Source organism: Bradyrhizobium sp. AZCC 1678, from assembly GCF_036924765.1.
GTDB classification, from domain to species: domain Bacteria; phylum Pseudomonadota; class Alphaproteobacteria; order Rhizobiales; family Xanthobacteraceae; genus Bradyrhizobium; species Bradyrhizobium algeriense.
This window is the reverse complement of record NZ_JAZHSE010000001.1, coordinates 3,055,138-3,079,666: the sequence shown is the minus strand read 5'-3', so window position 1 is coordinate 3,079,666 and position 24,529 is coordinate 3,055,138. Positions and strand designations below refer to the sequence as shown.

Here is a 24,529-nt window from a genome sequence, read left to right as displayed (position 1 = left end):
TTATTCCAGCCAGGTGTCCGATACGTCGATCACTCCGTGATAGATTTTTGGCAAGCCTTTCAGCTTGGACGTGGAAATTGCATAGTAGGTGTTCTGGAAAGTCCAGAACCAGATCGCTTCCTTGTTCACGATGCGGCTGACGGCGCAATAATCTTCGATCCGCTTTTCGGGATCGGCCGTGACCCGTGCATGGTCCAGCAACCGGTCGAGTTCCGGATCGGAAAAATTGGCGAGCGCGACCGGGCTGCCGGTGCGGAAATTGGCGAACATCTGCGGATCGGGATCGGCGAGATCGACGATCCGCCACCCTATCACCTGGAACTGGCGCATGAAGGCGCGTGGCGGGAACGATGCCTGATCGATCTGCTCAATCTCCGCATTGACGCCCGCCCGTTTCCAGAACTGCTGCAATACCTGACCGATGGTGCGGCCGCGCGGCGTCGCGGTGACGATCAATTTGAACTCGACCGGCTTGCCGTAGTCCTTGATCAGCGCCTTCGCCTTCTCGAGGTCTTCAGGGAGCGCACCATCGTCCTTGCACTTGACCCAGGAACCGTCGCCATAGGGGTTGCTCGCGGGCTTCGCGAGGCCATTGGTGATCGCCTGCGACATCTTCTTGCGGTCGAGTGCCATCACCAATGCCTGGCGCACGCGGACATCATCGAGAGGTGGCGCCTTGGTGTTGATGGCGTAAACCTGCGCGCCGGAGCCGGCGTAGGTGTGCACCTTCATCTTCGGGTCTTTTTGCGCCTTCATGATGTTGTCAGCGTCGTATTCGTCATCCCAGACGATGTCGGCTTCGCCCGACTGCAGACTGGCGAAGCGCGACTGCGCATCCGGCAATGGCTTCAAGATGATCCGGTCGAGGTAGGGATGGCCCTTGTTCCAGTAGTCCGGATTCTTTTCCAGCACCATGCGGTCGCCCGCGGTCCATGACTTCAGAATAAAGGGACCGGTGCCGACCGGGTTGCGATTGTAGTCGTCGCCCTTGGTCTTCCACGCCGTCGGCGAGTGGACTACGTTGTTCGAACTCTGAATGGTCATCAGTGCAGGCTGGTTCACCTGCGGATCATTCAGATTATAGACCACCGTCAGTTCGTCGGGAGCCTGCACATTGTTGACGTAGGCGATATAGAAGGCGCAGCGGCACTTGTTGGCCGGATCCTTCTGCCGATCAAAGTTCTCCTTGACCGCTTGCGCATTGAACGGCGTGCCGTCGTGGAATTTGACACCGGGCCGTAGCTTGAAGGTCCAGGTCTTGTAGTCGTCCGAATGCGTCCAGGACAACGCCAGCTTTGGCACCGGCTTGCCATTGTCATCGAGCGCAACGAGCGTGTCGAAAATCGCAGCCGCCGCGGTTTCCACCGCCGTGTCGTACACGCCGACCTTCAGTGGATCGAAACCGGGGATATCGACTTCGAGGCCGACGGTGATGCTGCCGCCCGCTTTCTGTGCGGTGGCGGGCATTGCCGACAACGCCACGCCAAATCCCGCCACAAGAAATATTCGCGCGAGCGCGCTCGAACGGATCGCCGCTTTCATTGATGTTCCCTCCGATGTGTCATCCGTCCGGCATTCCGGATCGTGATCGCTGCGGCAAGATTGTCTGGAATTTCCGTCGCGGGCAAGGCCGTTCGCGACCCGCGGATGAAACGCCGCAGGTTCATGTTTCGCTATGCGGAGCGCGCCGTCAGACGCGCGCGGCTACCTGCGCTTTTGCGGCAAAGGCTGCGATTTCATCCTCCGACAGACCGGTCTCCTTCAGGTAGACACGCGTGTGCTCGCCGAGCGTCGACATGCGTCGCGCCGCCGACACGTTGGCGCCCGACATGCGGAACGGCAGGTTGAGCACCTTGAAGGTGCCGCCGCCGTCCTCGACCTCGGCCAGTGCGCCGCGATGGGCAATCTGCGGATCGCGCAGCGCTTCAGCAACGGTGCGATAGGCCGATGAGGGAACGCCGTGCGCGTTGAGCGCCGCGAGGCACTGCCCGGTCGTCACCGCGCCCGACCATGCCTCGACGCCTTCGATCAGGCTCGTCCAGTTTTCCCGGCGGTCGGAATATTTCGCAAAGCGCGGATCGCTCACCCACTCCGGATGGCCGATCACCTGCATCAGGCTCTGAAAAGTTTTCTCGCTGGCGATCGCCATCATCACGTAGCCGTCCGTCGTCTCGATCGGGCCGAACATCGGCCGCTGCGTCGGCTTCACCTCGAATTGCGACCACTGCAGTTCGTTCAGCGTCAGGCTCAGCATGGATTCCAGCATCGAGACGTCGATATGCTGGCCCTGCCCGGTTGTGTTGCGCTGATACAGCGCCGCCGAGATGGCGCCGAACGCGTAGACGCCGGTGAGCACGTCGGCATGATAGATGCCACAATAGTCCGGCCGGCTTCGTCCGGGCTGGTAGGCCAGATGCGCCATCTCATAGCCCGAGGCAGCGTGAATCACCGGCGCATAGGCCGGCAGCTCGGCCGACGGCCCGGTCTGGCCGTATCCCGAGATCGAGCAATAGACCAGCTTCGGGTTGAGCCCATGCAGCGAGGCATGGTCGAGCTTCAATCGCCGCATCACGCCTGGACGGAAATTTTCCACCAGCACATCCGCGGTCGCAACCAGCCGGCGGACCGCCTCCGATCCCTCGGGCGACTTCAAATCCAGCACCAGGCTGTTCTTGCCGACATTGAGCTGGCCGAAGGCGGTCGAGCAATTATTCCGCACTGGCGGGCGGGTCCGCATCGTCTCGCCTTCCTCGGTCTCGATCTTGATAACCTCCGCTCCCATATCGGCGAGCATTCGTGTACAATGGGGGCCGGCAATCGTGGTGGAGAAATCGAGGACCCGCAGGCCTGTGAAGCTGCCTGTCAAATTCCTCTGATCATTGCCGGCTATGGTCATCGCGTGAAACTCCTTAGGCCTTTTGCGGCCATTCGTTTTGGTTGGCGGCCGAGACCCTAAATTGTGCAGCGTCGACAGGAAAGTAGTTCGCCAGGAACGATGGCCTGCAGCGCGCGTTGTAAACATGCATGGAAGTTGGACCCATTCTTGCATCAGTCTCATTGAGGCTGGAGTATCATTGCGGCTGGTACGAGGACGCTTGTCTTGAAGGTCTTGTTCGTCACCACTGAAATGGATGACTTTGTCCGGGTGGGCGGGCTTGCTGCCGTATCCGCGGCGCTACCCCGGGCGCTGCGCCGCTGGAGTGACGTCCGGGTCATGCTGCCCGGTTATCGGGACATCATCGAACAGTTCACCCACATTGAAATCGTTGGAGAATGCCCCGCTCTGGCGGCGATGCCAGCCTGCTCGCTCGGGCGGGCAGCGACCAAGGATGGTCTGCCGGTCTACGTCCTGCTCTGCCCGCAGCTTTATGACCGGCCGGGCAATCCCTATGGCGACGAATCGGGGCGCGACTGGCCGGACAACGACATCAGGTTCGGCCGCTTCGCATCCGCCGCCGCGGAACTTGCCGCGGGCAGCCTGGACAAGAATTGGGCAGCAGACCTGATCCATGCCAACGACTGGCAGGCCGCGCTGGCGCCGGCCTATCTGGCATGGCGAGGCTCAAAGGTCCCCTCGATCCTGACCATCCACAACCTCGCCTATCAGGGGTTGTTCCCGCCGGACTCGCTGCGCCGGATCGGCGCGCCCGAAAGCTCCTTCCACATCGACGGGCTCGAGTTCTACGACCACGTCTCGTTCCTCAAGGGCGGCCTCGTCTATGCCTCGCATCTGACCACCGTCAGCGCCACCTATGCGAAGGAGATCACGACGCGCGAACTCGGCTGCGGGCTGGAAGGTCTGCTGCAGCGCCGCTCGAACGCCGCGCAACTGACCGGCATCTTGAACGGCATCGACGAAAGCTGGGATCCCAGCGCCTGCGCGCATCTGGCGCAGACCTTCGCCCCCGGCGATTGGGAAGGCAAGCAGGCGAATGCCGACTACGTCCGCAAGCAGTTTGGCATGGCGCTGTCGCGCGGCCCGCTGTTTGGCCTGGTTGCCCGCCTGGTGCACCAGAAGGGCGTCGATCTCGTCCTGTCCGCGGCCGACGAAATCATCGAGGCCGGCGGACAGATCGTGGTGACCGGCAGCGGCGAGGCCCAGATCGAACAGGCACTGGTCAACGCACACCGCCGCCGGCCGGATGCGATCGGCGTCACCATCGGCTTCAACGATGCGCAGGCGCGGCGGATTTTTGCCGGCAGCGATTTCACCCTGATGCCGTCGCGGTTCGAACCGTGCGGGCTGAGCCAGATGTATGCGCAACGGTTCGGATCGCTGCCGATCGGTCACCAGACCGGCGGGCTGGCGGAGACCATCAAGGACGGCGAAACCGGATTCCTGTTTCCGCAACCATCGGCGGAATCTTTCCTCGGCGGCGTCAGGCGCGCGTTCGACGCCTTCCGCGCCAAGGACCGCCTCGACGCGATGCGGCGCAGCGCGATGGCGCGATCCTTTAGCTGGGATCTGTCGGCCGCGCTTTACAGCGCACTCTATCGCAAGACGATCGCGCCTTCCATCATCGCGTGATGTCGCCTACTCCGCCGCTTCCGGCATGACTTCCATCTGCTCGTGGAGGATGACGCCGGAGAGTGGATCGAACTCGCCGACCCAGGGCTTCTTTTCGAGCACCGACCTGGTGTGGCGGTAACCGGCATCCCACCGCTGCATGATTCCGGACGGGCTGAAATCGATATCCTTGGTGTGGTCCTCGCGGCTGAGCTGCGGGGCCAGCAGCCGCACTACATGCATCCGGGTCGGGCACCCATAACCGGTGAGCTCCCTCACCGCTTCGCTGTTGCGTTCAGACTCAGGCAACCGCGCGGCGAGCTGGTTGATGACATGGCGCAGCCGATGCGCCTGCTGCTGCCGCGCAATGTGGCTGGCGATACGGCTCGAATACTGCACGTCCTTGTGGCGGTTCAGCACCTCCGCCATCGTGGTCGGCTCGGCGCCGGACGGATTCCAAAGATGCACGGCGAAGATCAGCGAGTTCTTGCGCGGATTGTCGTCGAACACCGCCTCCGTCGGCGTGTTCGATAGAATCCCGCCGTCCCAATAGAGTTCGCCGTCGATGCGCACCGCCGGGAAGGCCGGCGGCAGCGCGCCCGAGGCCATGATGTGCCTGACGCCAAGTTCGCCATCGCGGCTGTCGAAATAGCGCATCTGGCTGGTACGGACATGGGCGGCCCCGACCGTCAGGCGCGGCGTGCATTGATTGACCAGATTGAAATCCACCAACTCCGTCAGCGTCCGCTCCAGCGGCGAGGTCGAATAATAGCCGGCATTGTCGGCGCCGAGCGGATAGCTGTCGCCGGCATGGGCCAGCGGGTTGGGCCGGAAGAAACCGGGAATGCCGTTGGTCACCGTCGACCAGTAAGAAAGCTTTTCGTTGAAGCCCGGAAAGATGTCACGAAAGCTCCATATCGGATTCTGCTCCATCTTCTTCCAGAATTCGCGCAGGCGCGGCAGCCGGTTCTGCGGCGCATTGCCGGCGATCAGGCTGGCGTTGATGGCGCCGATCGAGGTGCCGATGATCCAGTCCGGCTCGATGCCGACCTCATGCAGCGCCTGGTAGACGCCGGCCTGATAGGAGCCGAGCGCGCCGCCACCCTGCAGCACCAGCACGACCTGACCCGGCTCGGACCTGGCCAGCGATCGCAAGTTCGGCGAAGAACCGATGTCCTGAACGTCTTTCATGTCACGCTCCCTCGGACTTTAGTGTGCAGTCCAGCCGCCATCGACCGGCAACGCCGTGCCCGTGATCGAGGCTGCTGCCTCGCTGGCGAGAAAGACCGTCAGCGCGCCCAGTTCCTCGACGCTCGCAAAATGCTTGTTGGGCTGCTGTGCCAGCAACACGTCGTGAATGACCTTCTCGCGGGAAATGCCGTGCGCCCTGGCCTGACTGTCGATCTGTGCTTCGACCAGCGGCGTATAGACATAACCCGGGCAGATCGCATTGCAGGTGATGCCATCCTCGGCGGTCTCCAGCGCAGTCACCTTGGTCAGGCCGACGATGCCATGCTTGGCTGCGACATAGGCCGCCTTGAAGGGCGAGCCGACCAATCCATGCGCGGAGGCGATGTTGATGATCCGCCCGAACTTGTTCTGACGCATCGCCGGCAGCGCCAGCCGCGTGGTGTGAAACGCCGACGACAGGTTGATCGCCAGGATCGCATTCCATTTCTCGACCGGAAACTGGTCGAGCGGCGCGACGTACTGGATGCCGGCATTGTTGACCAGAATATCCAGCCGGCCATGACTGGCGACGGTAGCCGCGATCATCTCGGCGATCGCCTCCGGGCTCGTCATGTCGGCGGCGGAATAGCTGACCTCGACGCCGAAATCGGCGGCCAACTGGTCTTTGGTCCGGGCGATCTCGGCCGCGATGCCAAAACCGTTCAGCGCCACCGCCGAGCCGGCTTCCGCCAACGCGCGGGCAATCCCGAGCCCGATACCACTGGTCGAACCCGTGACCAGTGAGACCTTGCCTGTCAGCGGCCGCAGAGCCGCCACACCTGGCGTTTTGAGCTGAATATTCATGGCCGTCCTTTCGGGTGGGGATTCAGCGCCTTACGCTGACCATCTCCGCCTCACCCTGCCCGGCAGCCTTCGTCTGAGGAAATGCCGTTTGGCTTCCAAAACCATACGCGGACGCTATCGCGGTTTGGGTAGTCATAAGGGGGCGCAATCGAGTAGCTTTGATCCACGACAGACCGGGACACGGCCATGGAGATGCATCAGGTTCGCTACTTCCTTGCGGTCGCGCGTGTGCTCAACTTCACGCGCGCCGCCGATGAGTGCAACGTCACGCAACCGTCGCTGACGCGGGCCATCAAGCAACTGGAAGCCGAACTCGGCGGCGACCTGTTTCGCCGCGAGCGCCCCGCCGCGCAATTGACCGAACTCGGCCAGCGCATGCATCCGCTGCTCAAGCAATGCTACGAGGCGGCGACAGGGGCGCGCGAACTTGCCTCGTCCTTCAAGAGCGGCGAAGTCGGTGCGCTCCGGATTGCGCTGACCCATTCCGTCGACCTGTCGCTGCTGATTCCGCATCTCGACGAGATCAAGCGGATGTTCAATCGTCTGGAGTTCCGCTTTCTGCGCGGCAACGCCCGCGAAGTCGCTGAGTTTCTCAAGAAGGGTGAAGCCGAGCTCGGCATTGCCGCCGAGATCAGCGAGGAGTGGGACCGGCTCGACACCTGGCCGCTGTTCACGGAAAACTTTCAGCTCGTCGTCAACAAAAACCACCCGCTGGCGGCGCGCGAGAAAATCGACTTCGTCGATCTTCGCACCGAACAATTGCTGTCGCGTAACTATTGCGAACATGGCGCGCGAGTAAACAGCTCGCTTCGCGAACATGGGCTCGATGTGGATCGCAGCCATGAGATCGCCTCCGAACGCGATTTGATCGAACTGCTGGAAGCCGATATCGGCGTCGCCGTGGTGCCTGACACCGCCTCGATCCCGCCGACGCTCAAGCGTGCCAATGTCGAGGGACTGGATGCGCGGCGGACCGTGAACCTCTACGGCGTTGCCGGGCGTGAGCGGACGGCGGTGGCGTCCGCCGTGATGCGCATGCTGCGTGGCGCCGACTGGCAGCAATTCATCGGCAAGGCCGCGGGCGTCCAGGGTTTTCAATCCGCTAGGACCTCGTCATAGGCTGCGTCACGCTGAAGGACGCCGGCGAATACACCCCCGTCGGTCAGGCCATTTAAGAGCGTTGCAACGATGAGAGCGCGGGCAGTCGCAAAACAAAGACCGCAGGAGCCGTGACTGCCAGCAAGGAGGTTACGGCAATCAGCAGAGATGCAATCGTCAATACCTCAACCGAGAGAGCCATTCCCGGAGCGATCTGAGTCAGCATCGGGCCGAGCGATTTTATGGCTCCGAAGGCCGCGACCATTCCGGCAATCCCTCCAAAGGTTGCGACAATCAACACTTCAGCAAAATAGATTGAGACAATCCGCGCCGGCGAAAATCCCAACACCTTCAATACGGCTATGTCCTTGCGACGCTCGCGCACCGAAATCATGACCGTGTTGACAACGATCATCAGCAAGGTGAGCAGAGAAGCGCCAACTACAAGTGACGTCATCAGCGCGACATTGCCAAGCTGTGCGGCAAAGCTTCTGTTAAAGCTGCGCTCGGTGTCCGTTGCGGTCGAGGCAGGATCAACGAGAAATTCTCGATCGATCGCATTGCTGAGCGACTGGCTGTCAACACCGGGAAGCGGGCGGAGCACAATCCAGCCAATTGTGTCTTGGCTAATGGCGCGAGCATCATTGAAATAATCATGGCGTAGAAACATAAAGTTGGTATCGACTTGGGCTGATCCGCCCTTGAAGATACCTGAAATCGTGAACTGCCAAGAACGAGAGCCATTCTTTTGAACAATGGAACGGCTCAGAACCGGAATTGTATCTCCGACCCTCCAGCCCCATTTCGCAGCCATAGCTTCACCGACGAGAAGCGCCAGACGATCCTGTTTGAATCTCGTCTTTTCAGACTCGGAAAGCAGGATGTCTGAGCGATAGACTTCCAAGTAGGTCGCTGGATCGACTGCGAATGCATGGAGCGAATTCTTGGGCTCGCGGTGGTAACCGCCGAACCAGCTCGCGAAAGTCGCTTCACCAATACCCGAGATACCCAGCAGTCGGCCAAAATGTGTCGCCGGTAGAGGCTGCATGAAGCTTAGCTTGTTGACGGTTATCAATCGACCTGCATCGGTAGTGGCTTCCGCATTGAAGGCTTGCTCAAATGCAGTCAGGACGCCGAAAAGGCAAAAGGCAAAGAAGAACGCAACAGCCAGCAGGAGATTGCGCGTCTTGGCCGCCCTCAAATTTGCTAAAGCAATTCCAACGAAGGTCATGCCGCGAAGCTAGCAAAGCGTCATATCGCGCGGCAACGGGCCCACCGTTTGATTAGGTGATTTCTAAAGGGACAATTTTTCCGTGCGGCGGTCCGGCCGGCATCGGATCAAGTCCTTCGCGGCCGTTTGCTGCAAATCTTGTTTCGTGCCTCCTGGTGACCGCAAAAGCTGACGTCAGCATAGCAGGCGGCGCGATGGGGGGAACTCTGGTTGCCGGGGCGAGTTTAATATCGAACCCTCAGCGTCCGAGAGCAGAGCCATGGAGCATATCCAATACCCCAATGAAAGCGCCGAATACCGAGCCGCCCGAAACGCGCTTCTGGATGACGAGATTGCCCTTCGGGCGCAGATTGAGGCCGTTGCGGCGAAGCGTCGCGCGCTGCCGCCCGGCGGTGAGGTACCCGAGGACTACGTCTTTGAGTGGATTGGCAAGACGAGCATGCCGGAGAAAGTGAGGATGTCCGAGCTGTTCGGTCCACACGACACGCTCATTTTGTACAGCTTCATGTACGGCCCCGAACGCGAATTGCCGTGTCCAGGCTGCACCCATTTGCTCGATGGGATAGAGGGCGCCGCGCGACACATAGGCGAACGCGCTGCGCTCCACATCGTCGCCAAGTCGCCAATCGCGCGTCTCGCCGCCTGGGCACACGAAAGAGGCTGGGAACACCTCTCGCTACTTTCGACCGCAGGCAACAGCTATGACGCGGACTACTTTGGCGACACGTCAAAATTTTCCAAGGGAATGCGCACGCAACATCGCGTTCCGGACGGCGACAACTGGGACGAAACAATCTTCAACGTATTCAGAAAGAAAAACGGCGCGATAAGGCACTTCTGGGGCTCTGAGATGAGCTTTGCCCCACCCGCTCCCAACCAGCACCATCGTGCTGGTGATCTCGCCGATCCGCTCTGGGGTCTTCTCGACATGACACCTGAAGGCCGAGGCGATTTCTTTCCAAAGGTGAACTACGATTGAGCCACGCTTGACGGCGCACCACAAAGCCAAGTCGCCCGCGCTACCGTTCTTCGCTCGCACTCTTCAGCGCAGCGACGAGATCGTCGATTTCCATGCGCTTGCGGAAATCGGGATCGACGAAGCGGGCCTTCACCAATCCGTCGCGGCCGACCACGAAGGTCGCCGGGATCGGCAACACCCAGCCGTCATTGCCCTGGAAGCTCGCCATATCCTGGTATGACAGCAGCCGCTGGATTTCGCTGCCGAGCCAGATCGCAAGGTTGAGCGACAGCGCGTAGCCGTTGTCGAGATCGGTCAAGACCGGAAACGGCGCTTCCGCCTCGGACTTGAATTTCTCGGCATAGGCCTGGGTCTCCGGCATGATCGCAACCGTTTGCGCGCCCAGGGCCTTGATCCGGTCCTGGGCCTGGATCACCGCCCGCACATTCAGCCGGCAATATGGACACCAATGCCCGCGATAAAACATCACCGCGACCGGACCGCGGTCGGTCAGTGATTTCAGGCTGACCAGCCGGCCGGTCTCGTCCGGCAGCAGGAACGGCGGCATCACTTCGCCCGGCCGCGGCGCGTTTTCGCCGCCGCCGTTCTCATTGAGCCGCGCCACAAGCCGGTCGACCGCTTCGCCATAGGCCGGAAAGATGTCCTGACCCGCCGCGGCGTAGGCTTCGAGCTGCTCGCGCAACGTGCCTTCCATGTCGCGGCATCGCTGGAATGCCTCCTTGAGACGTTCGGCGTTGGCGGGCGATAACGTTGTCGTCATGGCGTGCTCCGGCATCTCAGTATTATTTTCCGGTTCGGGCCGCCCCGCAAGGGCGGCCCAAGCGTTTCAGGCCTTTCTCAAGGCAGATAGAAATTGCCGGTCGGGTCGAGCATGCCCGAGGCCGAATAGAGCTGTCCCTTGTCCATGAAGAACACGGTGTTGCTCGGCACCTTCTTCGCGTTCTTCATCATCGCATCGTGGTTCTTCGGCGTCGCCGCCATGGCCATCGCCGACATCTTGCCTGGGCCGGCATACATGTAGGCCATGCCCGGATTGAATTCCCAGGGAACTTGCGAGAAGGCCGTGGTGGCGATGGCGGCAAACGCCGCAGCGGCAATCAGGGTCTTGGAAAGGGTTTTCATGGCGGTTCCTCTGAATGGATGATGACGCCCGCCAATCGGGCGCTGACCCATCAGAGGCCGCCCTGCCCCGGATTTGAAATACCGTTGCACAATCGGTTCGATAGCCGCCGCGTATTGAGCGGCACCAATAGCCGAGCGCTATCGACTTGAGAGCAGTTGCGCATTTCCTATTGCCGGCGCCGGCGCTCATCCTGTGCTGGAAAGCCTGCGGAGGGCATGCGCAAACAGGAGGCTTTCCATGACCCGTCGCTTGACCACCCGCGTTGCGAATTTCTGCACCTCGCTGCTCCTGATATTCCTCGTCCTTTCGGTCACTTCCACCGCGCGGGCCGACAGCGACGATGGTGTCGTCCGCGTCAAGAGCGCGGTGCCGATGGCCGAAGCGATCACCCGCATCAAGGCCGACATCGCTGCCAAGGGCATCAAGTTCTTCACGCAGATCGATCAGTCGAAGCTCGCGGCCGACGCCGGCATCAAGCTGCGTCCCTCGACGCTTTTGGTGTTCGGCAATCCCCCACTCGGGACGCAGTTCATCACCTCGAATCCGAATGCCGGACTCGACTGGCCGGTCCGCCTGCTGCTGACGCAGGACGACCATGGCGATGTCTGGGCGGTATGGACCGATTTCGAATGGATCGCCAGGCGCCACAACATCCGGGATCGCACAGCCCAATTCGAGATGGCGACCAAGGTGGTGGGCTCGATCACCTCGACCATTACGACCAGGTAACAGCGTCGGCTCGCCTCCCGTAAACCTCATCAGGTTGCGCCAGCGGGCGCGGCCTGATCGCATCAATGCTGCCAGCAGAGGGGTACATTCGATGACGCCGGAAAAATTCGACGTGGTCATTCTGGGTGGGGGAAACGCCGGCATCGGCGTGACCGGACCGGTCCGGCGCGCCGGAATGTCGGTCGCGATGATCGAGGCCGATCTTCTCGGCGGCACCTGCCCGAACCGGGGCTGCACGCCGAAGAAGGTGCTGGTCGCCGCCGGCCACGCGCTGCACGAAATCGAACGCGCCTCCATCCATCACATTGCCATCGGCAAGCCGAAGCTCGACTGGGCGGCGCTGATCGACCGTGAGAAAGACATGATCAAGGACATTCCGGCCAACCTCGCCCGCTCGATGGCCAGGCGCAATGTCGAGGTCATCAAGGGCCACGGCGCGTTTGCTGGTCCGAACAGCGTCCGCGTCGGAGGACGCAGGCTTGAGGCGAAACACATCGTGATCGCGACAGGATCGAAGCCGCGACCGCTGTCGATTCCGGGGGCCGAACTGATGATCACTTCCGACGAGATGCTGAGCGAACGAGAACTACCCGACTCGGTGATTTTCGTCGGCGGCGGCGTGATCGCGCTGGAATTCGGCCACGTCTATGCGCGCGCCGGCGCGCAAGTGACGATTCTCGAAGCATTGCCTCAGCTATTGCCGGCCATGGACGCCGATGCGGTCGCACGCCTGCAGACCGAAAGCGAGCGGATCGGCATCCGCTTCAGGACCGCCGTCAGCGTCAAGCGAATTGAAAAGGCGAACGGCCGCCTGCGCGTTGTCTTCTGTTATAACGGCACCGAGCACGCCGCCGAGGCCGAACGCGTCGTCAACGGCGCGGGCCGCGTCGCCAACGTCGATACGCTTGATCTCGCTGCGGGCCAGGTCGAGCACGCCAATGGCCGCGTCGCGATCGATAGCCATTTGCGCTCGATCTCCAACCCGAACGTCCATATCTGCGGCGACGCGGTGCCAACCTCGCCGCAACTGTCGCCGATCGCGACCTATGAGGGCGACATCGTCGGGCGCAACATCGTCGAAGGCCCGAAATACAGCCCGGACTACGCCAGCATGGCAACGTCCGTCTACACCGTGCCGCCGCTCGCTTCCGTCGGCCTGACGGAGGTTGCAGCCAGGCAGAAAGGCTTTTCCATCGACGTTCACACCAACGAAATGCTCGACTGGTTCTCCGCCAAAACCTATGCCGAGACTGTCGCGTGGTCGAAGGTGATCGTCGATCAATCGACCGACCACATTCTCGGCGCGCATTTCGTCGGGCATTCTGGCCAGGAGCTCGTGAATATTTTCGGACTGGCGATGCGCTTCGGCATCACAGCTAGCCAGATCCGGGAAAATGTTTACGCCTATCCGACGTTCTCCTCCGACATCAAGCACATGCTCGGCCACGGTTAGCCGCATAGCGCGGCGCTATGGAGTCAAGAGCCAACCGGCATTTCCTCTCGTGCGCGGTTTCCCTGATGGTGATGACGTAGCCGGCCAGATCGTTCGAGGCCAAGGCGAATCTCAAGGCAAGACAGAAAACAGAGGAGCACAGCATGTCCACATCCAACGTCGCGTCACGCACAATCTGGCAAGGCCTCGCACTCGCTGGAATGATTGCTGGTTCGGTTGCGACCAGCTCGACTGCCATTGCGGGCGAGTGCCCGGTCGGCAAGATGCAGCCCAACGTTCGTCCGATGGTCGACCACAAGCCGGTCGGCGTCACCGACGTTACGCTTGGCGCGATCAACCTCGAGAAGCAGCCGGCCAATATCAGGGATCGCGAGCTGCGCTTCCGCAAGCTGACGATCGAGCCGGGCGGCATCGTGCCCTGGCACAGCCATGATGACCGTCCCGCGCTGATCTACGTCCAGCAGGGCGAGATCGTCGAATACGCCAGCAACTGCGCCGATCCGATCGTGCACAAGGCCGGCGAGATCAGGCCGGAAGTCGCCGGCACCTCGCATTGGTGGAAGAACCTCGGCAAGGAGACCGTCATTCTCTATGTCGGCGACGTCCGCAAGGATCCGCACGACCACAACATGTAAGGAGCTGTAACGAGCGCCACCCGACGTTCGTTAACGGATGTGACGGCCTGGGATCCCGCGTGTCGCCCCACACCCCCAGCCGTCACATCCTTCTTTTTCAAGCGTAGTAGTGAGAAGCGCCATGACCGGTATTTCCGCGCGGATGAAACCTCAAGCGATGGAAATGCAGGGTCATTCGCCTGGCGTGGTGCTGCGGTCCCTCGTCATCGGCCTCACGGCGTTCCTGACCGTGGTCGACCTGTTCGCCACGCAGGCGATCCTTCCCTCACTGACCCGGCATTACAACGTGAGCCCCGCCGCAATGGGCTTTGCGGTCAACGCGAGCACCATGGGCATGGCGGTCGCGGGGCTCGTGGTCGGGGTCCTGAGCCCGCATATCGACCGCCGCTTCGGCATTCTCGCAAGCCTGGTCCTGCTCGCGATCCCCACGCTGCTGCTGGCCAGCGCGCCCGACCTCACCGTGTTCACGGTCCTTCGCGTCGCGCAGGGCCTCTGCATGGCCTCGGCCTTTGCACTGACGCTGGCCTATCTAGGCGAGCAATGCAGTCAGATGGATGCGGGCGGCGCGTTCGCAGCCTATATCACCGGCAATGTCGCCAGCAACCTGATCGGGCGGCTGGTGTCGGCCGCCGTCGTCGATACGCTCGGGCTGGCCTCGAATTTCTATTTCTTCGCGCTGCTCAATCTCGCCGGCGCGATGCTGGTCTACTTCACCATCCAGCGCGTCAAACCGATGCACGCGATGCCGACAGTGCAATCGCCGTTCGCTGCGACGCTCGAGCATTGGCGCAACCCGGCGCTGCGCTCGGCCTTTGCCATCGGCTTCTGCATCCTGTTCGCCTTTATCGGCACCTTCACCTTCGTGAATTTCGTGCTGGTGCGCGCGCCGCTGTCGCTCGGGCGAATGGATCTCGGCTTCGTCTATTTCGTGTTCGCGCCGTCCGTCGTCACCACGCTGTTCGCCGGCAGGGCGGTGGCGCGCTTCGGTACGCGGCCGGCGATCTGGGGCGCGCTTGCGGTCGCTGCATTGGGCCTGCCGCTGTTGCTGTCTTGGCATCTGCCCGCGGTCCTGACCGGCATGGTACTGGTCGGCGTCGGCACGTTCTTCGCACAGGCCTGCGCCACCGGCTTCGTCGGCCAAGCGGCCCGCGACAACCGCGGCATTGCCAGCGGAACCTATCTTGCCTGTTATTTTCTCGGCGGCCTCGTCGGCAGTGCCGTGCTGGGCCAATTGTTTGACCGTTTCGGATGGACCGCCTGCGTCGCCGGCGTCGGCGCGTCGCTAGCCATCGCGGCGCTATTGACCGCGCGCCTCACGCTCACTCAACCCGCCGGGTCTCCGGCATGAACAGCCAGATCACTGTCAGGCCCGAGGCTGCGATCCCGGCCAACCCGGTGAACGCGATGCTGCTACCAAACGTGTCGCTGATATAGCCCGCCAGCACCGTGCTCAATGACGCGCCGATGCCGGTCGCGGTGCCGACGATGCCTAGCGCCAGATTGAAGTGGCCGCTTCCGAAGGCGACATCGGCCACGATCAGCGGCACCATCACGCTAAGTACGGCCGCGGTGATGCCGTCGAACACCTGCACGGCAACCAATAGATAAGGATCGCTGACAACCGCAAACAGCAGGCCACGGATCGCCAGCGCGCCGAACGCCAACAATAGCAGCGGCCGCCTGCCCCACGCCTGCGCCTTGCGGCCGACCGAGGGCGAAGCCAGCGCGACGATGGCCTGCGGCACGATGATGCAGGCTGCGATCAGCACCGGCGCCCATTGGCTGGACCGCATGGTGACGACGCCGGCCATCAGCGGCAGCATGGCGGCGTTCGCGAGCTGAAACAGCAGCACGCCGCCGGCAAAGATCAGCAGCGGACGCTGACGCAGCAGATGGAAAACGCTGGTGGCCTCTTTATCGGGAACCTCCCGCACGACGGCGCCGTGGCTTTGAGCGACGTCGATCTCCTGCTCGCGGATGCGCGAGAGCGCCAGCAATGTCGGAATCGCGAGCATGAAGGTCACGAGAAACACTGCCTGGCTCGACAACAGGTAACCGGTCGCGCCCATCAGCGCCGCCGCCGAGCCGTTGCCCAGCGATGCAAAGCGGGCATTGCGCCCAAGCCGCTCCCCGATGGCGAACGGCCCGACCAGACCGAGGCTGATCGCCGCGATCGCCGGACCCAGCACGCAACTCGCCAGCGCATGCAGAATGGCCGCCGCCGTCACCACCGGAAAGATCGGCCACAACGCATAGGCCAGCGCGGCGCAGCCGATGGTGGCGACCGCCAGGCCCGCCACCAGCCGCTCGGAACGCGCGTAATCGACGATAGCGCCGCCGGGCATCTGCCCGAGCAGGCCGATGATGCCGCCGATCGACAGCACAAAGCCGATCTCGACCTGCGTCCATTTCTGCGTAGTCAGATAGACCGCAATGAACGGGCCGAAGCCGGTCTGAACGTCGGCGAGAAAGAAGATGAACCAGTCGAGGCCGCGCTGGCTTTCGCGCGACGGCTTTGGCCTGCCGCCGGGCGCAGGCGGCAGCGGCACAACATTGCCCCCACCGGCGGATCGCCCATGGCGATCGTCGTCAATCCGCTCAATCGATTGGGATGGACGCGCGAACAGGTCACGTCTCCTTCTCATTTGCGCATGATCTTCCCGGAAAACCGGTATCCACTTTTCCGGATCATGCGCTAGTGATCGAAATCCCATGGCTGCAGACGGCCGGCTGCACCGAGAACGATGACCGGTGCGTCCTCCTTGTATTCGGGCGCCGCCGCGACCTGCGCCTTGGTCAGCTCGAGCGAGATGCTGTCACGCTTGTTGGCAACGCGGCCGAAACGCAGCACGCCCCAGTCGACGACGATCTTCCGGCTGCCGACGCCGAGAAAACCGCCGAAATCGATCACGGCCGCGCGCACGTTGCCTTCACGATCCACGATCACATCGACGATGCGCCCCATATCTTCGTTCGCCGCGCTGCGAACTTCGCGGCCGAGAATGCCGTGGGCATCCCTGGCGCCAATCACGGTGACCGACGGCGGAGGCACGAGCTCCTTTGCGGCGTCCGGCGGCTTCGCTGCGTCCTGTGGCGCAGTGCGGCTACCTTGCGGCGCGCCGGTGTCCTCCGCCGCAGAAGCTGGCGGACCGCCGGCTAATCCAGCGATTAAACACAGAATGAGAATACCAATGCGCATGTGGCCTCCTGACTCCTAGATGCACGACCCGCGCATGGCTTCTAATGCGTCAATACGATCGACACCTGGATCTGGCCGCGTGTCCGCACCACCTCGAGCGACACTTCATCGCCGTGACGGCGAACCCTCAGATCGACGCTGGAAGGTCCGAGCCGCAGATCGCGCAACAGCACTTCGTTGAGGAATTCCGGCAACCGTGGATCGCGCAGACGGATTTCGCCGCGCGCGGCATCGAATTCGAGGCCGAGCGCCGCTTCCAGCAGGCTGAAAGGCGTCGCGCTGGCCCAGGCCTGCGGCGCGCAGGCGACGGGATAGAGCACCGGTCCGCGCCGCCGCTCGCGCGGGAATCCGCAGAACAATTCCGGCAGCCGCCGCAGGTCCATGTAGCTCGCGGCATCGAACAGGCCCTTGAACAGATGCGCCACGCAATGCTTCAGGCCATAGCGCGCGAAGCCGAGCGCGATCAGCGCATTGTCATGCGGCCAGACCGATCCGTCGTGATAGGACATCGGGTTGTAACGGGCTTCGCCGCGCGCCACGGTGCGGATGCCCCATCCCGAAAAGAATTTCTGGCTCATCAGATCGGCCGCGACCCGCCGCGCACGCTCGGGCCGGACGATGCCGGTGAAGAGAAGCTGGCCGGCATTCGACGTTCGCACCTTGCACGGCCGCTTGGCCCCGTCGAGCGCCACGGCGTAGGTGCCGAGTTCCTCGCACCAGAACGCCGCCTCGAAGCGCTCGGCAAGGAGAAGCGCCGCGGATTCGAGCTGCGCCGCCCGATCGATCATTCCCAGGCGCCGGGCACAGCGCGCCGCCAGCCGCTTGCCGGCAAAGACATATCCCTGAACCTCCGCCAGCGCGATATAGCCTTCGGCGAGTTGCCCATCGGCATGAAAGATCGCGTCGAAGGAATCCTTCCAGCCCTGGTTGGCAAGCCCCTGTTCGGTCGCGCGCTGGTACTCGATGAATCCGTCCTTGTCGGGATCGCCGGGGCCGTCGATCCATTGCAACGCCGCCTCGATTGCCGGCCACAGTTCGGCCAGCGTTTCGTCGTCGCCGGTGCGTTCGACGTAAAGGCCGGCCAGCAGAACGAACAGCGAGGTGGAATCGACGCTGCCGTAATACTGCGCGAACGGCACCTCGCGCAGCGCGGCCATCTCGCCGCCGCGCATCTCGTGCAGGATCTTGCCGGGCTCGGCGTCGGCGAGCGGATCTGTGGTCTTGGCCTGGAAGAAGGCAAGCCGCCGCAGCACGCCCTGGGCAATGCGCGGATCGACCCACAGCATTTGCAGCGCGGTGATCAATCCGTCGCGGCCGAACGTGGTCGAATACCAGGGAATGCCCGCATAGGGGTACCGCCCCTGCGGCGTTTCGGTCATCAGCATGTTGAGGTCGGCCATTGCCTGGCACAGCACCTCGTTGAAGATATCGTTCGACGTCTCGATGCTGGCCGCGCCCGATGTCGAGCGCCGCATCTCACGACGGTGCGCCAACAGGCCGCGGAAGAACGGCGCCGGCTTGTGCATGATCGGCTTGTTGCAGGATACCGCAACGAACAATGCGGTCGCTTCCTTCGGCTCCAGCTCGAAATGAAAGGTCGCCGAGTGGACGGCGAGCCGTGTCGGGCGCGGCTCGAAATGCAGGGCGGTAATGCGGACCTGGCCGTCGAGCCCGCTATATTCCAGCACGACATCGGCGGGGCCGAGCAACCGGCTGGAGCCCACTCCCCGGCGCGGCCGGCGCTCGCCGCGCACCTCGAACAAATCGGCGAAATCATTGTCGAACAATAACGTTAGATCGAAGCTTGCCTGCCGGTCGCCGTGATTTTGCAGGGCGATGCGCTGGTAGGCCGTGCCGCGCCACAGGAAAATCGAGCGCACGATGTGCAGCGTATCCTTCTGCAGCGCCAGCCTGCCGTTGCGGTACACGTCGGAATTGGTGAGGTCGACGGTCAGCGCCGAATTGTCGTCGCGCAGATTGGAGCCGAGCAACAGCGGCTGGACTTCGTCGAGCACCATCTCCAGCCGGGCGAGATAACGCGTATCGGCGTTGAACAGGCCATCGGGCCCGCCGGCAGAGGCGCCGATATCGCCATGGCTGTCCAGTACGATGAAGGTGTCGTCGTGCTTGAGCGAGCAGCGCGGCCGCGTCGCCGGGCCCGTCATCGGAATGTAGAACGACGATTCCGCGACGTGTTCGGCAGCCTCGATGGCGATCAGTTGAGTGACTTCGGCCGTCATTTGCACCTCAAGCGATTTTCGTGCGTGGCGATGGACGCAATCGGGACGCAAACGCTACTGCCGCAGATCAGGCCGCATGGCTGGCGAGGCGACCCAGTTCGCGCGCGACCAATTCGCGGTAGGGGCCCCTTCCCTGCACGAGAATATCCGGCGGTCCGTCTTCGATGATCCGCCCGCCCTGTAGCACCACCACGCGGTCGAAATTGCGCAAGGTGGCGAGACGATGGGCGATGGCAATCACGGTACGCCCACGCATCAGCCGCGACAACGCCTCGCGGATCGCCTCTTCGGATTCGCTGTCCAGCGAAGCGGTCGCTTCATCCAGCAACAGGATCGGCGCGTCCTTCAGGAAGGCACGCGCGATGGCGATGCGCTGCCGCTGCCCGCCGGAGACCTTGATTCCTCGATCGCCGACCATGGTCGACATGCCCTCGGGGAGATTCTCGATGAAATCGCAACGCGCCGCGATCGCCGCACGCAGCACCTCGTCGTCGGTCGCGTTCGGCCGTCCGTAGCGGATGTTTTCCATGATCGAGCGGTGGAACAGCGAGATGTCCTGCGGCACCACCGAGATCGCCTCGCGCAGGCTTTGCTGCGTCACCCGCGAAATGTCCTGGCCGTCGATCGTGACGTTGCCGCGCTGGATGTCGTAGAACCGCTGCAGCAGCGCGAACAGGCTGGATTTTCCGCCACCGGAATGACCGACCAGTCCGACCCGCTGGCCCGGTTGAATGCGCAGGTTGAACTTTTCGAACACCTGGACGCCGCCGGGATAGTGGAACGCGACGTTGTTGAAGGCGACGGCGGCGCCGCTGCGGACCAGCGGCTCGGCCTCGGGATGATCCTTCAACTCGTGCGGCAGCAACAGGGTCGCGATCGCTTCGGTCAGGCGGGCGACGTGCTGGGTCACGTCGACCAGCGCCACCGCAAGGTCGCGCGTCGCGCTCAGGATCGAAATCCCGAGCGTGCAGACCAGCACGACATCGCCGGTGGTCGCTGCGCCCTGCTGCCAGAGCGTGATGACCCACGCCAGCAGCGCGATCGTCAACGCGATTGTCACGACGGCGTGAAGCAGCCGCAGCTTCTCGAGATAGCGAAGGCTGCGGCCACGGGCGTCGAGTTCCCGCTCGACGGTGGCGTCGAAGCGATCGTGTTCGTAGCTGAGGCCGCAGAAGGCGCGGACCAGCGGCAGGTTGCTGATGACGTCGACCATCTCGCCGTCCACCGCGGCCGCCTTGTCAGCGAAGTCGTCATGCAGCGGCTTGCCCGCCGCGGCGAGGTGGAACATCGCCATCAACATGATACCCGCGATGACGATCAGCCCCGCGGACATCGCCAGGCTGACGGTTCCGATCAGGAGTATCGCCGAGACGGTCGCGATGCACGGCGGCAACACGTTCCAGACGAACATGTTTTCAACGGTGAAGACGGCGTTGGACGTCGCGGTGATACGGCTCGTCAGCATGCCCGGCAGCCGGTCGGAGAAGTAGCTGGGGGCGTGACCGGTCAGATGGCGGAACATGTCGCGGCGGAGATCGCCGGTGACGCCGACGAAGGTGAAGCTCGCCGTCCAGCTTGCGACCCGCCACAGCAAATTATCTGCCGCGATCAGCGACATGAGAAAACCGAATGCCAGCCATACGCTGTTCGCGTGCGCCGAACCGGCCGTCAGGCTGTCGACCAGATTCTTCACGCCATACTGCGTGCCCACCGAGCAGGCAACTGCTGCAACAACGGCAGACACGATGACCACATGGGCCGCGCGACGCTGGCGCAGATAGCGCAGCACGAATGGAAACGGCCGTCGCACATATCCTGAAAGATTGTCCATGAGTTCCGCAAACCTGTTGAGAGTGAACGAGAATCCCTAACGCGTGTCGCACACGACGACGTGAAGAATGCCGCTTCGGGTTTCCGTGCGCATGGCCATCACTGCGCAACAATTCTGCAGCATCGAGACAGTCCTAACTGTGTTTGTGTCAAATGGCATCAGCAAGACAGTCGTGTGGAGGAAGCAAGATGTGCTGAGTAAGGGAACTTCGCAGATGCGGGAACGTTCCCGCTAATGACACGCCGGTGTCGATCGTGGGCTGAGGGCTTTGTTCAACCACCATTCCAAACAGGAGACGCAAACATGCGCATCGCGCAGGTCGCCCCGCTGACGGAGGCTGTCCCCCCCAAATTGTACGGCGGCACCGAGCGGGTGGTGCACTGGCTGACCGAGGAACTTGTGGCATTGGGACACGAGGTCACACTGTTTGCCAGCGGCGATTCCCGCACCTCGGCGAAACTCGACGCCACGTGGCCGAAGGCGCTGCGCCTCGACGGCTCGGTCCGGGACCCCAACGCACTGCATATGGTGATGCTGGAGCGTGTGCGGCAAAAATGCGACGATGAAGAGTTCGATTTTCTCCACTTTCATCTCGACTATTATCCATTCTCGCTGTTCTACCGGCAGCCGACGCCATTCCTGACCACCCTGCACGGCAGGCTCGACCTGCCGGAGCATCAGCCGGTATTCAGCACCTTCTCCAAGGTTCCGGTGATCTCGATCTCCAACGCGCAGCGCCGGCCGGTGCCGCAGGCCAATTGGGTGCGCACCATTCACCATGGGCTGCCGGAGAATTTGCTGACGCCGCAGCCGGTGCAGCCGTCCTATCTGGCGGTGCTCGGCCGGATCGCGCCGGAAAAGGGCGTGGATCGTGCCATCCGCATTGCGACCCGATGCGGCATTCCGCTCAAGATCGCTGCCAAGGTCGATCGCGCCGACCAGGATTATTACGATGAGTTGATCTCCCCGCTCATCAAGGCCAACCCGCTGGTCGAATATATCGGCGAGATCTCAGACCGCGAGAAATCCGATTTCCTCAGCGGCGCGATCGGCCTCCTTGTCCCGATCGATTGGCCGGAGCCGTTCGGCCTCGTGATGATCGAAGCCATGGCCTGCGGCACGCCGGTGATTGCCTATAACCGCGGATCGGTGCCGGAGATCATCGACCCCGGTCTCACCGGCTTCGTCGTGGAAGACGAGACCAGCGCGGTTGCCGTGGTCGACCGTCTTGCCGCGCTGGACCGCACCGCCATCCGCAAGCAGTTCGAGGTCCGCTTCACCGCGCGCCGCATGGCGCTCGACTATCTCGCCGCCTATCGCGGCCTGATGGAGGAAGCCGAGCCGCGGATCAAGCTGGTCAGCAGCGCGGAGTAGCGTGACAAAGATCGCCGTCATTGCACGACCGTAGGGCGGGCAAAGGCGCACTTGCGCCGTGCCCACCATTTCGAGGCAGTTTGCCGATGAATGGTGGGCACGCTTCGCTTTGCCCCACCCTACGCCGCCGTCAACTCACCGCCGTCCGTTTCGGCTCGACGATCTCGAACATCCGCGGGAATTCGTCCATCAGCATCATCAGTTCGCCGAGTCGCGCCGGATCGCCGACGACCTTGATCTTGCCGGAGCCGACCGCTTCCGGGAACGTCGTCAGCTTGGCGATCACTTCGTCGAGCACGCCGCGCGACAGCGTGAAGCTGGCGTCGGCAGCGGCGGCTCGCGCGCCGGAGGCATAGGTCAGCGCGCAATTCTCCAGATTGAGAACGAAGCTCTCGTTGGTGTCGGTGAAATTCCAGTTCAGCACGATGCGCGTGCCTTCAGCCTTGGGGCCGTTGAGGCGCACGCCGAGCACGTCCCAGAGCTGTTCGGTGCGGAGCGCGGCCAGCGTTTCGCGCGGCATCGATGAACGCGGCGGCACTTTCGGCATGCCCTGCCGCAATTCCTGCGCGCCGAACAGATAGGCGTTGCGCCAGGTCGAACTTTCCGAGGCATAGCCGAGCTGCTCGAAGGTGTCGGCCAGCATCGCGCGCGCCGCCTGGTTGTCGGGATCAGCGAATACCAGATGGCTCACGGCTTGCGCGACGAAGCGGAATTCGCCGTTGGCAAAATCCTTGGCCGCGCGCGCCAGGATCGCATCCGCGCCACCCATATACTCGACATATTTCCTGCCGGACTCGACCGGCGGCAGCGGATCGAGATTGACCGGATTGGCGTCGTACCAGCCGAGATATTTCTGGTAGATAGCCTTCACATTGTGCCTGATATGCCCGTAGTAGCCGCGGCCGTGCCAGGCGCCCTCGAGGCTCGCCGGCAAGCGGATGGTCTCCGCGATTTCGCTCGCCGTCAGCCCATGGTTCATCAGCCGGATGGTCTGGTCATGCGCGAATTTGTAGAGGTCGCGCTGCTGGCGGATCATGGTGTCGATCCGCTCGTGACCCCAGACCGGCCAGTGATGCTGGCCGCACATCGCATCCGCCTTGCCGCCCCACATCTGCAGCGCTTCGCCGAGGTATTTTGACCACGCCAGTGCGTCGCGCACATCGGCGCCGCGGAACGGGAGCAGATTGTGGAAATTGTGCGTGCAGTTCTCCGCGAGGTTCAAAAGCTTATAACGCGGGATGAAGAAATGCATTTCCGCCGGCGCTTCGCTGTTCGGCGCCATCTGGAATTCGAATTCCACGCCGTCGATGGTTCGCTTGTCGCCGGTCGCGATGATCAGATCGGTGGGGCGCAGCAGCGCGACAGCGCCAGCCGCCATGGTCTTGCCGAGCCCGCAATCGACCTGCCCGCGTACGCCCTTCGCCAGCAGCGGCCCGAACTGGTACATCGCGCGACGCAGCATCGCCGGCCCCGCGATGATGTTCTCGGAGACCGCGTGCTCCATGAATAGATTGGGCGCGATGATCGGGACCTCGCCGCCGGCCAGCGTTTCGTCGTCGAGCACGCCGCGTGCACCGCCCCAATGGTCGGTGTGGGTGTGGGTGAAGATGACGGCGGCGACCGGCCGCTTGCCACGGTGCTGGAAGTACAGCTCCATCGCGGCGCGCGCGCCCTCGATCGAGGTCAGCGTATCCACCACGATGACGCCGCTGTCGCCCTCGATCAGCGTCATGTTGGCGATGTCGAGCCCACGCACCTGATAGACGCCGGGCACCACTTCGAACAGGCCGTGATGCATGTTGAGCCGAGACTGCCGCCATAGGCTGGGATCGACGGTCGGCGGGGCTTGTTCCGCAGAGAGGAAGCCGTAGGGCTCCAGAGTCCAGACCACCCTGCCCTGCGGCGATGTGATCTTGGCGTTCTCCACCGTGCCGAGGAAGCCGCGCGCGGCGTCGTCGAAATCCCTGACGTCGGAGAACGGCAGCGCCTTCAGCGTCGCCGCATGCTGGGCGATGACGGAGGCGGACGCCTCCTTCGGGGATTCCTTGGGCATTTCAATCGCAGCTGGTTGGCTCATTGTTGTGTACTCCCTTGCG

At 62.7% G+C, this 24,529-nt stretch carries 21 protein-coding genes; 9 read left to right on the top strand and 12 right to left on the bottom strand.

The window, feature by feature from the left end:
- Both V1294_RS14645 and V1294_RS14640 read right to left on the bottom strand, forming a co-directional pair.
- Positions 1 to 1,542: an ABC transporter substrate-binding protein gene (locus V1294_RS14645; RefSeq protein WP_334498025.1), complete on the bottom strand. Its 1,542-nt coding sequence runs from the start codon at positions 1,540 to 1,542 to the stop codon at positions 1 to 3.
- 148 nt (positions 1,543 to 1,690) lie between these two features.
- A complete protein-coding gene (locus tag V1294_RS14640) occupies positions 1,691 to 2,896 on the bottom strand; it encodes a CaiB/BaiF CoA transferase family protein (protein WP_334498023.1) in 1,206 nt (401 codons plus the stop codon).
- 204 nt (positions 2,897 to 3,100) lie between these two features.
- Here V1294_RS14640 and glgA point away from each other — a divergent pair, with 204 nt between their 5' ends.
- Complete coding sequence (glgA, locus tag V1294_RS14635; RefSeq protein WP_334482698.1) at positions 3,101 to 4,528, top strand: glycogen synthase GlgA; 1,428 nt, start codon at positions 3,101 to 3,103, stop codon at positions 4,526 to 4,528.
- A gap of 6 nt (positions 4,529 to 4,534) precedes the next feature.
- Here the strand turns inward: glgA and V1294_RS14630 are convergent, their stop codons facing one another.
- Both V1294_RS14630 and V1294_RS14625 read right to left on the bottom strand, forming a co-directional pair.
- Positions 4,535 to 5,698, bottom strand: coding sequence for a patatin-like phospholipase family protein (locus V1294_RS14630; protein WP_334498021.1), 1,164 nt, complete (start codon positions 5,696 to 5,698; stop codon positions 4,535 to 4,537).
- A gap of 18 nt (positions 5,699 to 5,716) precedes the next feature.
- The gene (locus V1294_RS14625) at positions 5,717 to 6,541 is read right to left on the bottom strand and encodes a 3-hydroxybutyrate dehydrogenase (RefSeq protein ID WP_334498019.1); all 825 of its coding nucleotides are present in this window, start codon (positions 6,539 to 6,541) and stop codon (positions 5,717 to 5,719) included.
- Between the two features lie 186 nt (positions 6,542 to 6,727).
- Between V1294_RS14625 and V1294_RS14620 the strand changes: the two genes are divergently transcribed.
- On the top strand, positions 6,728 to 7,660 hold the full coding sequence (locus tag V1294_RS14620; RefSeq protein WP_334498017.1) for a LysR family transcriptional regulator: 933 nt from the start codon (positions 6,728 to 6,730) through the stop codon (positions 7,658 to 7,660).
- Positions 7,661 to 7,712: 52 nt separating this feature from the next.
- On the opposite strand, the gene V1294_RS14615 is transcribed toward V1294_RS14620, so the two are convergent.
- Positions 7,713 to 8,870, bottom strand: a complete 1,158-nt coding sequence (locus V1294_RS14615) for an ABC transporter permease (RefSeq protein WP_334498015.1) — start codon at positions 8,868 to 8,870, stop codon at positions 7,713 to 7,715.
- A 259-nt stretch (positions 8,871 to 9,129) separates the two neighbouring features.
- Between V1294_RS14615 and V1294_RS14610 the strand changes: the two genes are divergently transcribed.
- A complete protein-coding gene (locus V1294_RS14610) occupies positions 9,130 to 9,849 on the top strand; it encodes a DUF899 family protein (RefSeq protein WP_334498013.1) in 720 nt (239 codons plus the stop codon).
- A 40-nt stretch (positions 9,850 to 9,889) separates the two neighbouring features.
- Here V1294_RS14610 and V1294_RS14605 read toward each other — a convergent pair whose 3' ends face one another.
- The gene (locus tag V1294_RS14605) at positions 9,890 to 10,609 is read right to left on the bottom strand and encodes a peroxiredoxin-like family protein (protein ID WP_334482714.1); all 720 of its coding nucleotides are present in this window, start codon (positions 10,607 to 10,609) and stop codon (positions 9,890 to 9,892) included.
- A 77-nt stretch (positions 10,610 to 10,686) separates the two neighbouring features.
- Complete coding sequence (locus V1294_RS14600; protein ID WP_334482717.1) at positions 10,687 to 10,971, bottom strand: hypothetical protein; 285 nt, start codon at positions 10,969 to 10,971, stop codon at positions 10,687 to 10,689.
- A gap of 238 nt (positions 10,972 to 11,209) precedes the next feature.
- Between V1294_RS14600 and V1294_RS14595 the strand changes: the two genes are divergently transcribed.
- The 4 genes from V1294_RS14595 (at position 11,210) to V1294_RS14580 (ending at position 15,137) form a co-directional block, all read left to right on the top strand.
- Entirely contained in the window at positions 11,210 to 11,701 is a 492-nt protein-coding gene (locus V1294_RS14595) for a DUF302 domain-containing protein (RefSeq protein ID WP_334498011.1), read from the top strand.
- A 91-nt stretch (positions 11,702 to 11,792) separates the two neighbouring features.
- Positions 11,793 to 13,154, top strand: coding sequence for a dihydrolipoyl dehydrogenase family protein (locus tag V1294_RS14590; protein WP_334498009.1), 1,362 nt, complete (start codon positions 11,793 to 11,795; stop codon positions 13,152 to 13,154).
- Between the two features lie 143 nt (positions 13,155 to 13,297).
- Positions 13,298 to 13,789, top strand: coding sequence for a cupin domain-containing protein (locus tag V1294_RS14585; protein ID WP_334498006.1), 492 nt, complete (start codon positions 13,298 to 13,300; stop codon positions 13,787 to 13,789).
- Between the two features lie 121 nt (positions 13,790 to 13,910).
- Entirely contained in the window at positions 13,911 to 15,137 is a 1,227-nt protein-coding gene (locus V1294_RS14580) for an MFS transporter (RefSeq protein WP_334498004.1), read from the top strand.
- Here the strand turns inward: V1294_RS14580 and V1294_RS14575 are convergent.
- Positions 15,109 to 16,338 (bottom strand): MFS transporter, encoded by a 1,230-nt coding sequence (locus tag V1294_RS14575; protein WP_334498002.1) that lies wholly within the window; start codon positions 16,336 to 16,338, stop codon positions 15,109 to 15,111. The two genes, V1294_RS14580 and V1294_RS14575, sit on opposite strands and share 29 nt — an antisense overlap.
- A gap of 27 nt (positions 16,339 to 16,365) precedes the next feature.
- On the opposite strand from V1294_RS14575, the gene V1294_RS14570 reads away from it, so the two are divergent.
- A complete protein-coding gene (locus tag V1294_RS14570) occupies positions 16,366 to 16,488 on the top strand; it encodes a hypothetical protein (protein ID WP_334482734.1) in 123 nt (40 codons plus the stop codon).
- On the opposite strand, the gene V1294_RS14565 is transcribed toward V1294_RS14570, so the two are convergent.
- From V1294_RS14565 to V1294_RS14555, 3 genes are all read right to left on the bottom strand, one after another.
- On the bottom strand, positions 16,485 to 16,988 hold the full coding sequence (locus V1294_RS14565) for a PRC-barrel domain-containing protein (RefSeq protein WP_334482737.1): 504 nt from the start codon (positions 16,986 to 16,988) through the stop codon (positions 16,485 to 16,487). The genes V1294_RS14570 and V1294_RS14565 overlap by 4 nt on opposite strands.
- A 41-nt stretch (positions 16,989 to 17,029) precedes the next feature.
- Positions 17,030 to 19,228 carry an amylo-alpha-1,6-glucosidase gene (locus tag V1294_RS14560; RefSeq protein ID WP_334498000.1) on the bottom strand — a complete coding sequence of 733 codons (2,199 nt, stop codon included), beginning with the start codon at positions 19,226 to 19,228 and terminating at the stop codon, positions 17,030 to 17,032.
- A gap of 67 nt (positions 19,229 to 19,295) precedes the next feature.
- A complete protein-coding gene (locus tag V1294_RS14555) occupies positions 19,296 to 21,059 on the bottom strand; it encodes an ABC transporter ATP-binding protein (RefSeq protein ID WP_334482741.1) in 1,764 nt (587 codons plus the stop codon).
- 303 nt (positions 21,060 to 21,362) lie between these two features.
- Here V1294_RS14555 and V1294_RS14550 point away from each other — a divergent pair, with 303 nt between their 5' ends.
- Positions 21,363 to 22,433, top strand: coding sequence for a glycosyltransferase family 4 protein (locus V1294_RS14550; protein ID WP_334497998.1), 1,071 nt, complete (start codon positions 21,363 to 21,365; stop codon positions 22,431 to 22,433).
- 130 nt (positions 22,434 to 22,563) lie between these two features.
- On the opposite strand, the gene V1294_RS14545 is transcribed toward V1294_RS14550, so the two are convergent.
- A complete protein-coding gene (locus tag V1294_RS14545; protein ID WP_334497996.1) occupies positions 22,564 to 24,510 on the bottom strand; it encodes an alkyl/aryl-sulfatase in 1,947 nt (648 codons plus the stop codon).
- Between the last annotated feature and the right edge of the window lie 19 nt (positions 24,511 to 24,529).

What these genes read in the sequence shown, in the direction of transcription:
- V1294_RS14645 (WP_334498025.1), bottom strand. Translation starts at nt 1,542, where the DNA reads ATGAAAGCGGCGATCCGTTCGAGCGCGCTCGCGCGAATATTTCTTGTG.
- V1294_RS14640 (WP_334498023.1), bottom strand. Translation starts at nt 2,896, where the DNA reads ATGACCATAGCCGGCAATGATCAGAGGAATTTGACAGGCAGCTTCACA.
- V1294_RS14630 (WP_334498021.1), bottom strand. Translation starts at nt 5,698, where the DNA reads ATGAAAGACGTTCAGGACATCGGTTCTTCGCCGAACTTGCGATCGCTG.
- V1294_RS14625 (WP_334498019.1), bottom strand. Translation starts at nt 6,541, where the DNA reads ATGAATATTCAGCTCAAAACGCCAGGTGTGGCGGCTCTGCGGCCGCTG.
- V1294_RS14620 (WP_334498017.1), top strand. Translation starts at nt 6,728, where the DNA reads ATGGAGATGCATCAGGTTCGCTACTTCCTTGCGGTCGCGCGTGTGCTC.
- V1294_RS14615 (WP_334498015.1), bottom strand. Translation starts at nt 8,870, where the DNA reads ATGACCTTCGTTGGAATTGCTTTAGCAAATTTGAGGGCGGCCAAGACG.
- V1294_RS14610 (WP_334498013.1), top strand. Translation starts at nt 9,130, where the DNA reads ATGGAGCATATCCAATACCCCAATGAAAGCGCCGAATACCGAGCCGCC.
- V1294_RS14605 (WP_334482714.1), bottom strand. Translation starts at nt 10,609, where the DNA reads ATGACGACAACGTTATCGCCCGCCAACGCCGAACGTCTCAAGGAGGCA.
- V1294_RS14600 (WP_334482717.1), bottom strand. Translation starts at nt 10,971, where the DNA reads ATGAAAACCCTTTCCAAGACCCTGATTGCCGCTGCGGCGTTTGCCGCC.
- V1294_RS14595 (WP_334498011.1), top strand. Translation starts at nt 11,210, where the DNA reads ATGACCCGTCGCTTGACCACCCGCGTTGCGAATTTCTGCACCTCGCTG.
- V1294_RS14590 (WP_334498009.1), top strand. Translation starts at nt 11,793, where the DNA reads ATGACGCCGGAAAAATTCGACGTGGTCATTCTGGGTGGGGGAAACGCC.
- V1294_RS14585 (WP_334498006.1), top strand. Translation starts at nt 13,298, where the DNA reads ATGTCCACATCCAACGTCGCGTCACGCACAATCTGGCAAGGCCTCGCA.
- V1294_RS14580 (WP_334498004.1), top strand. Translation starts at nt 13,911, where the DNA reads ATGACCGGTATTTCCGCGCGGATGAAACCTCAAGCGATGGAAATGCAG.
- V1294_RS14570 (WP_334482734.1), top strand. Translation starts at nt 16,366, where the DNA reads ATGGCGATCGTCGTCAATCCGCTCAATCGATTGGGATGGACGCGCGAA.
- V1294_RS14565 (WP_334482737.1), bottom strand. Translation starts at nt 16,988, where the DNA reads ATGCGCATTGGTATTCTCATTCTGTGTTTAATCGCTGGATTAGCCGGC.
- V1294_RS14560 (WP_334498000.1), bottom strand. Translation starts at nt 19,228, where the DNA reads ATGACGGCCGAAGTCACTCAACTGATCGCCATCGAGGCTGCCGAACAC.
- V1294_RS14555 (WP_334482741.1), bottom strand. Translation starts at nt 21,059, where the DNA reads ATGGACAATCTTTCAGGATATGTGCGACGGCCGTTTCCATTCGTGCTG.
- V1294_RS14550 (WP_334497998.1), top strand. Translation starts at nt 21,363, where the DNA reads ATGCGCATCGCGCAGGTCGCCCCGCTGACGGAGGCTGTCCCCCCCAAA.
- V1294_RS14545 (WP_334497996.1), bottom strand. Translation starts at nt 24,510, where the DNA reads ATGAGCCAACCAGCTGCGATTGAAATGCCCAAGGAATCCCCGAAGGAG.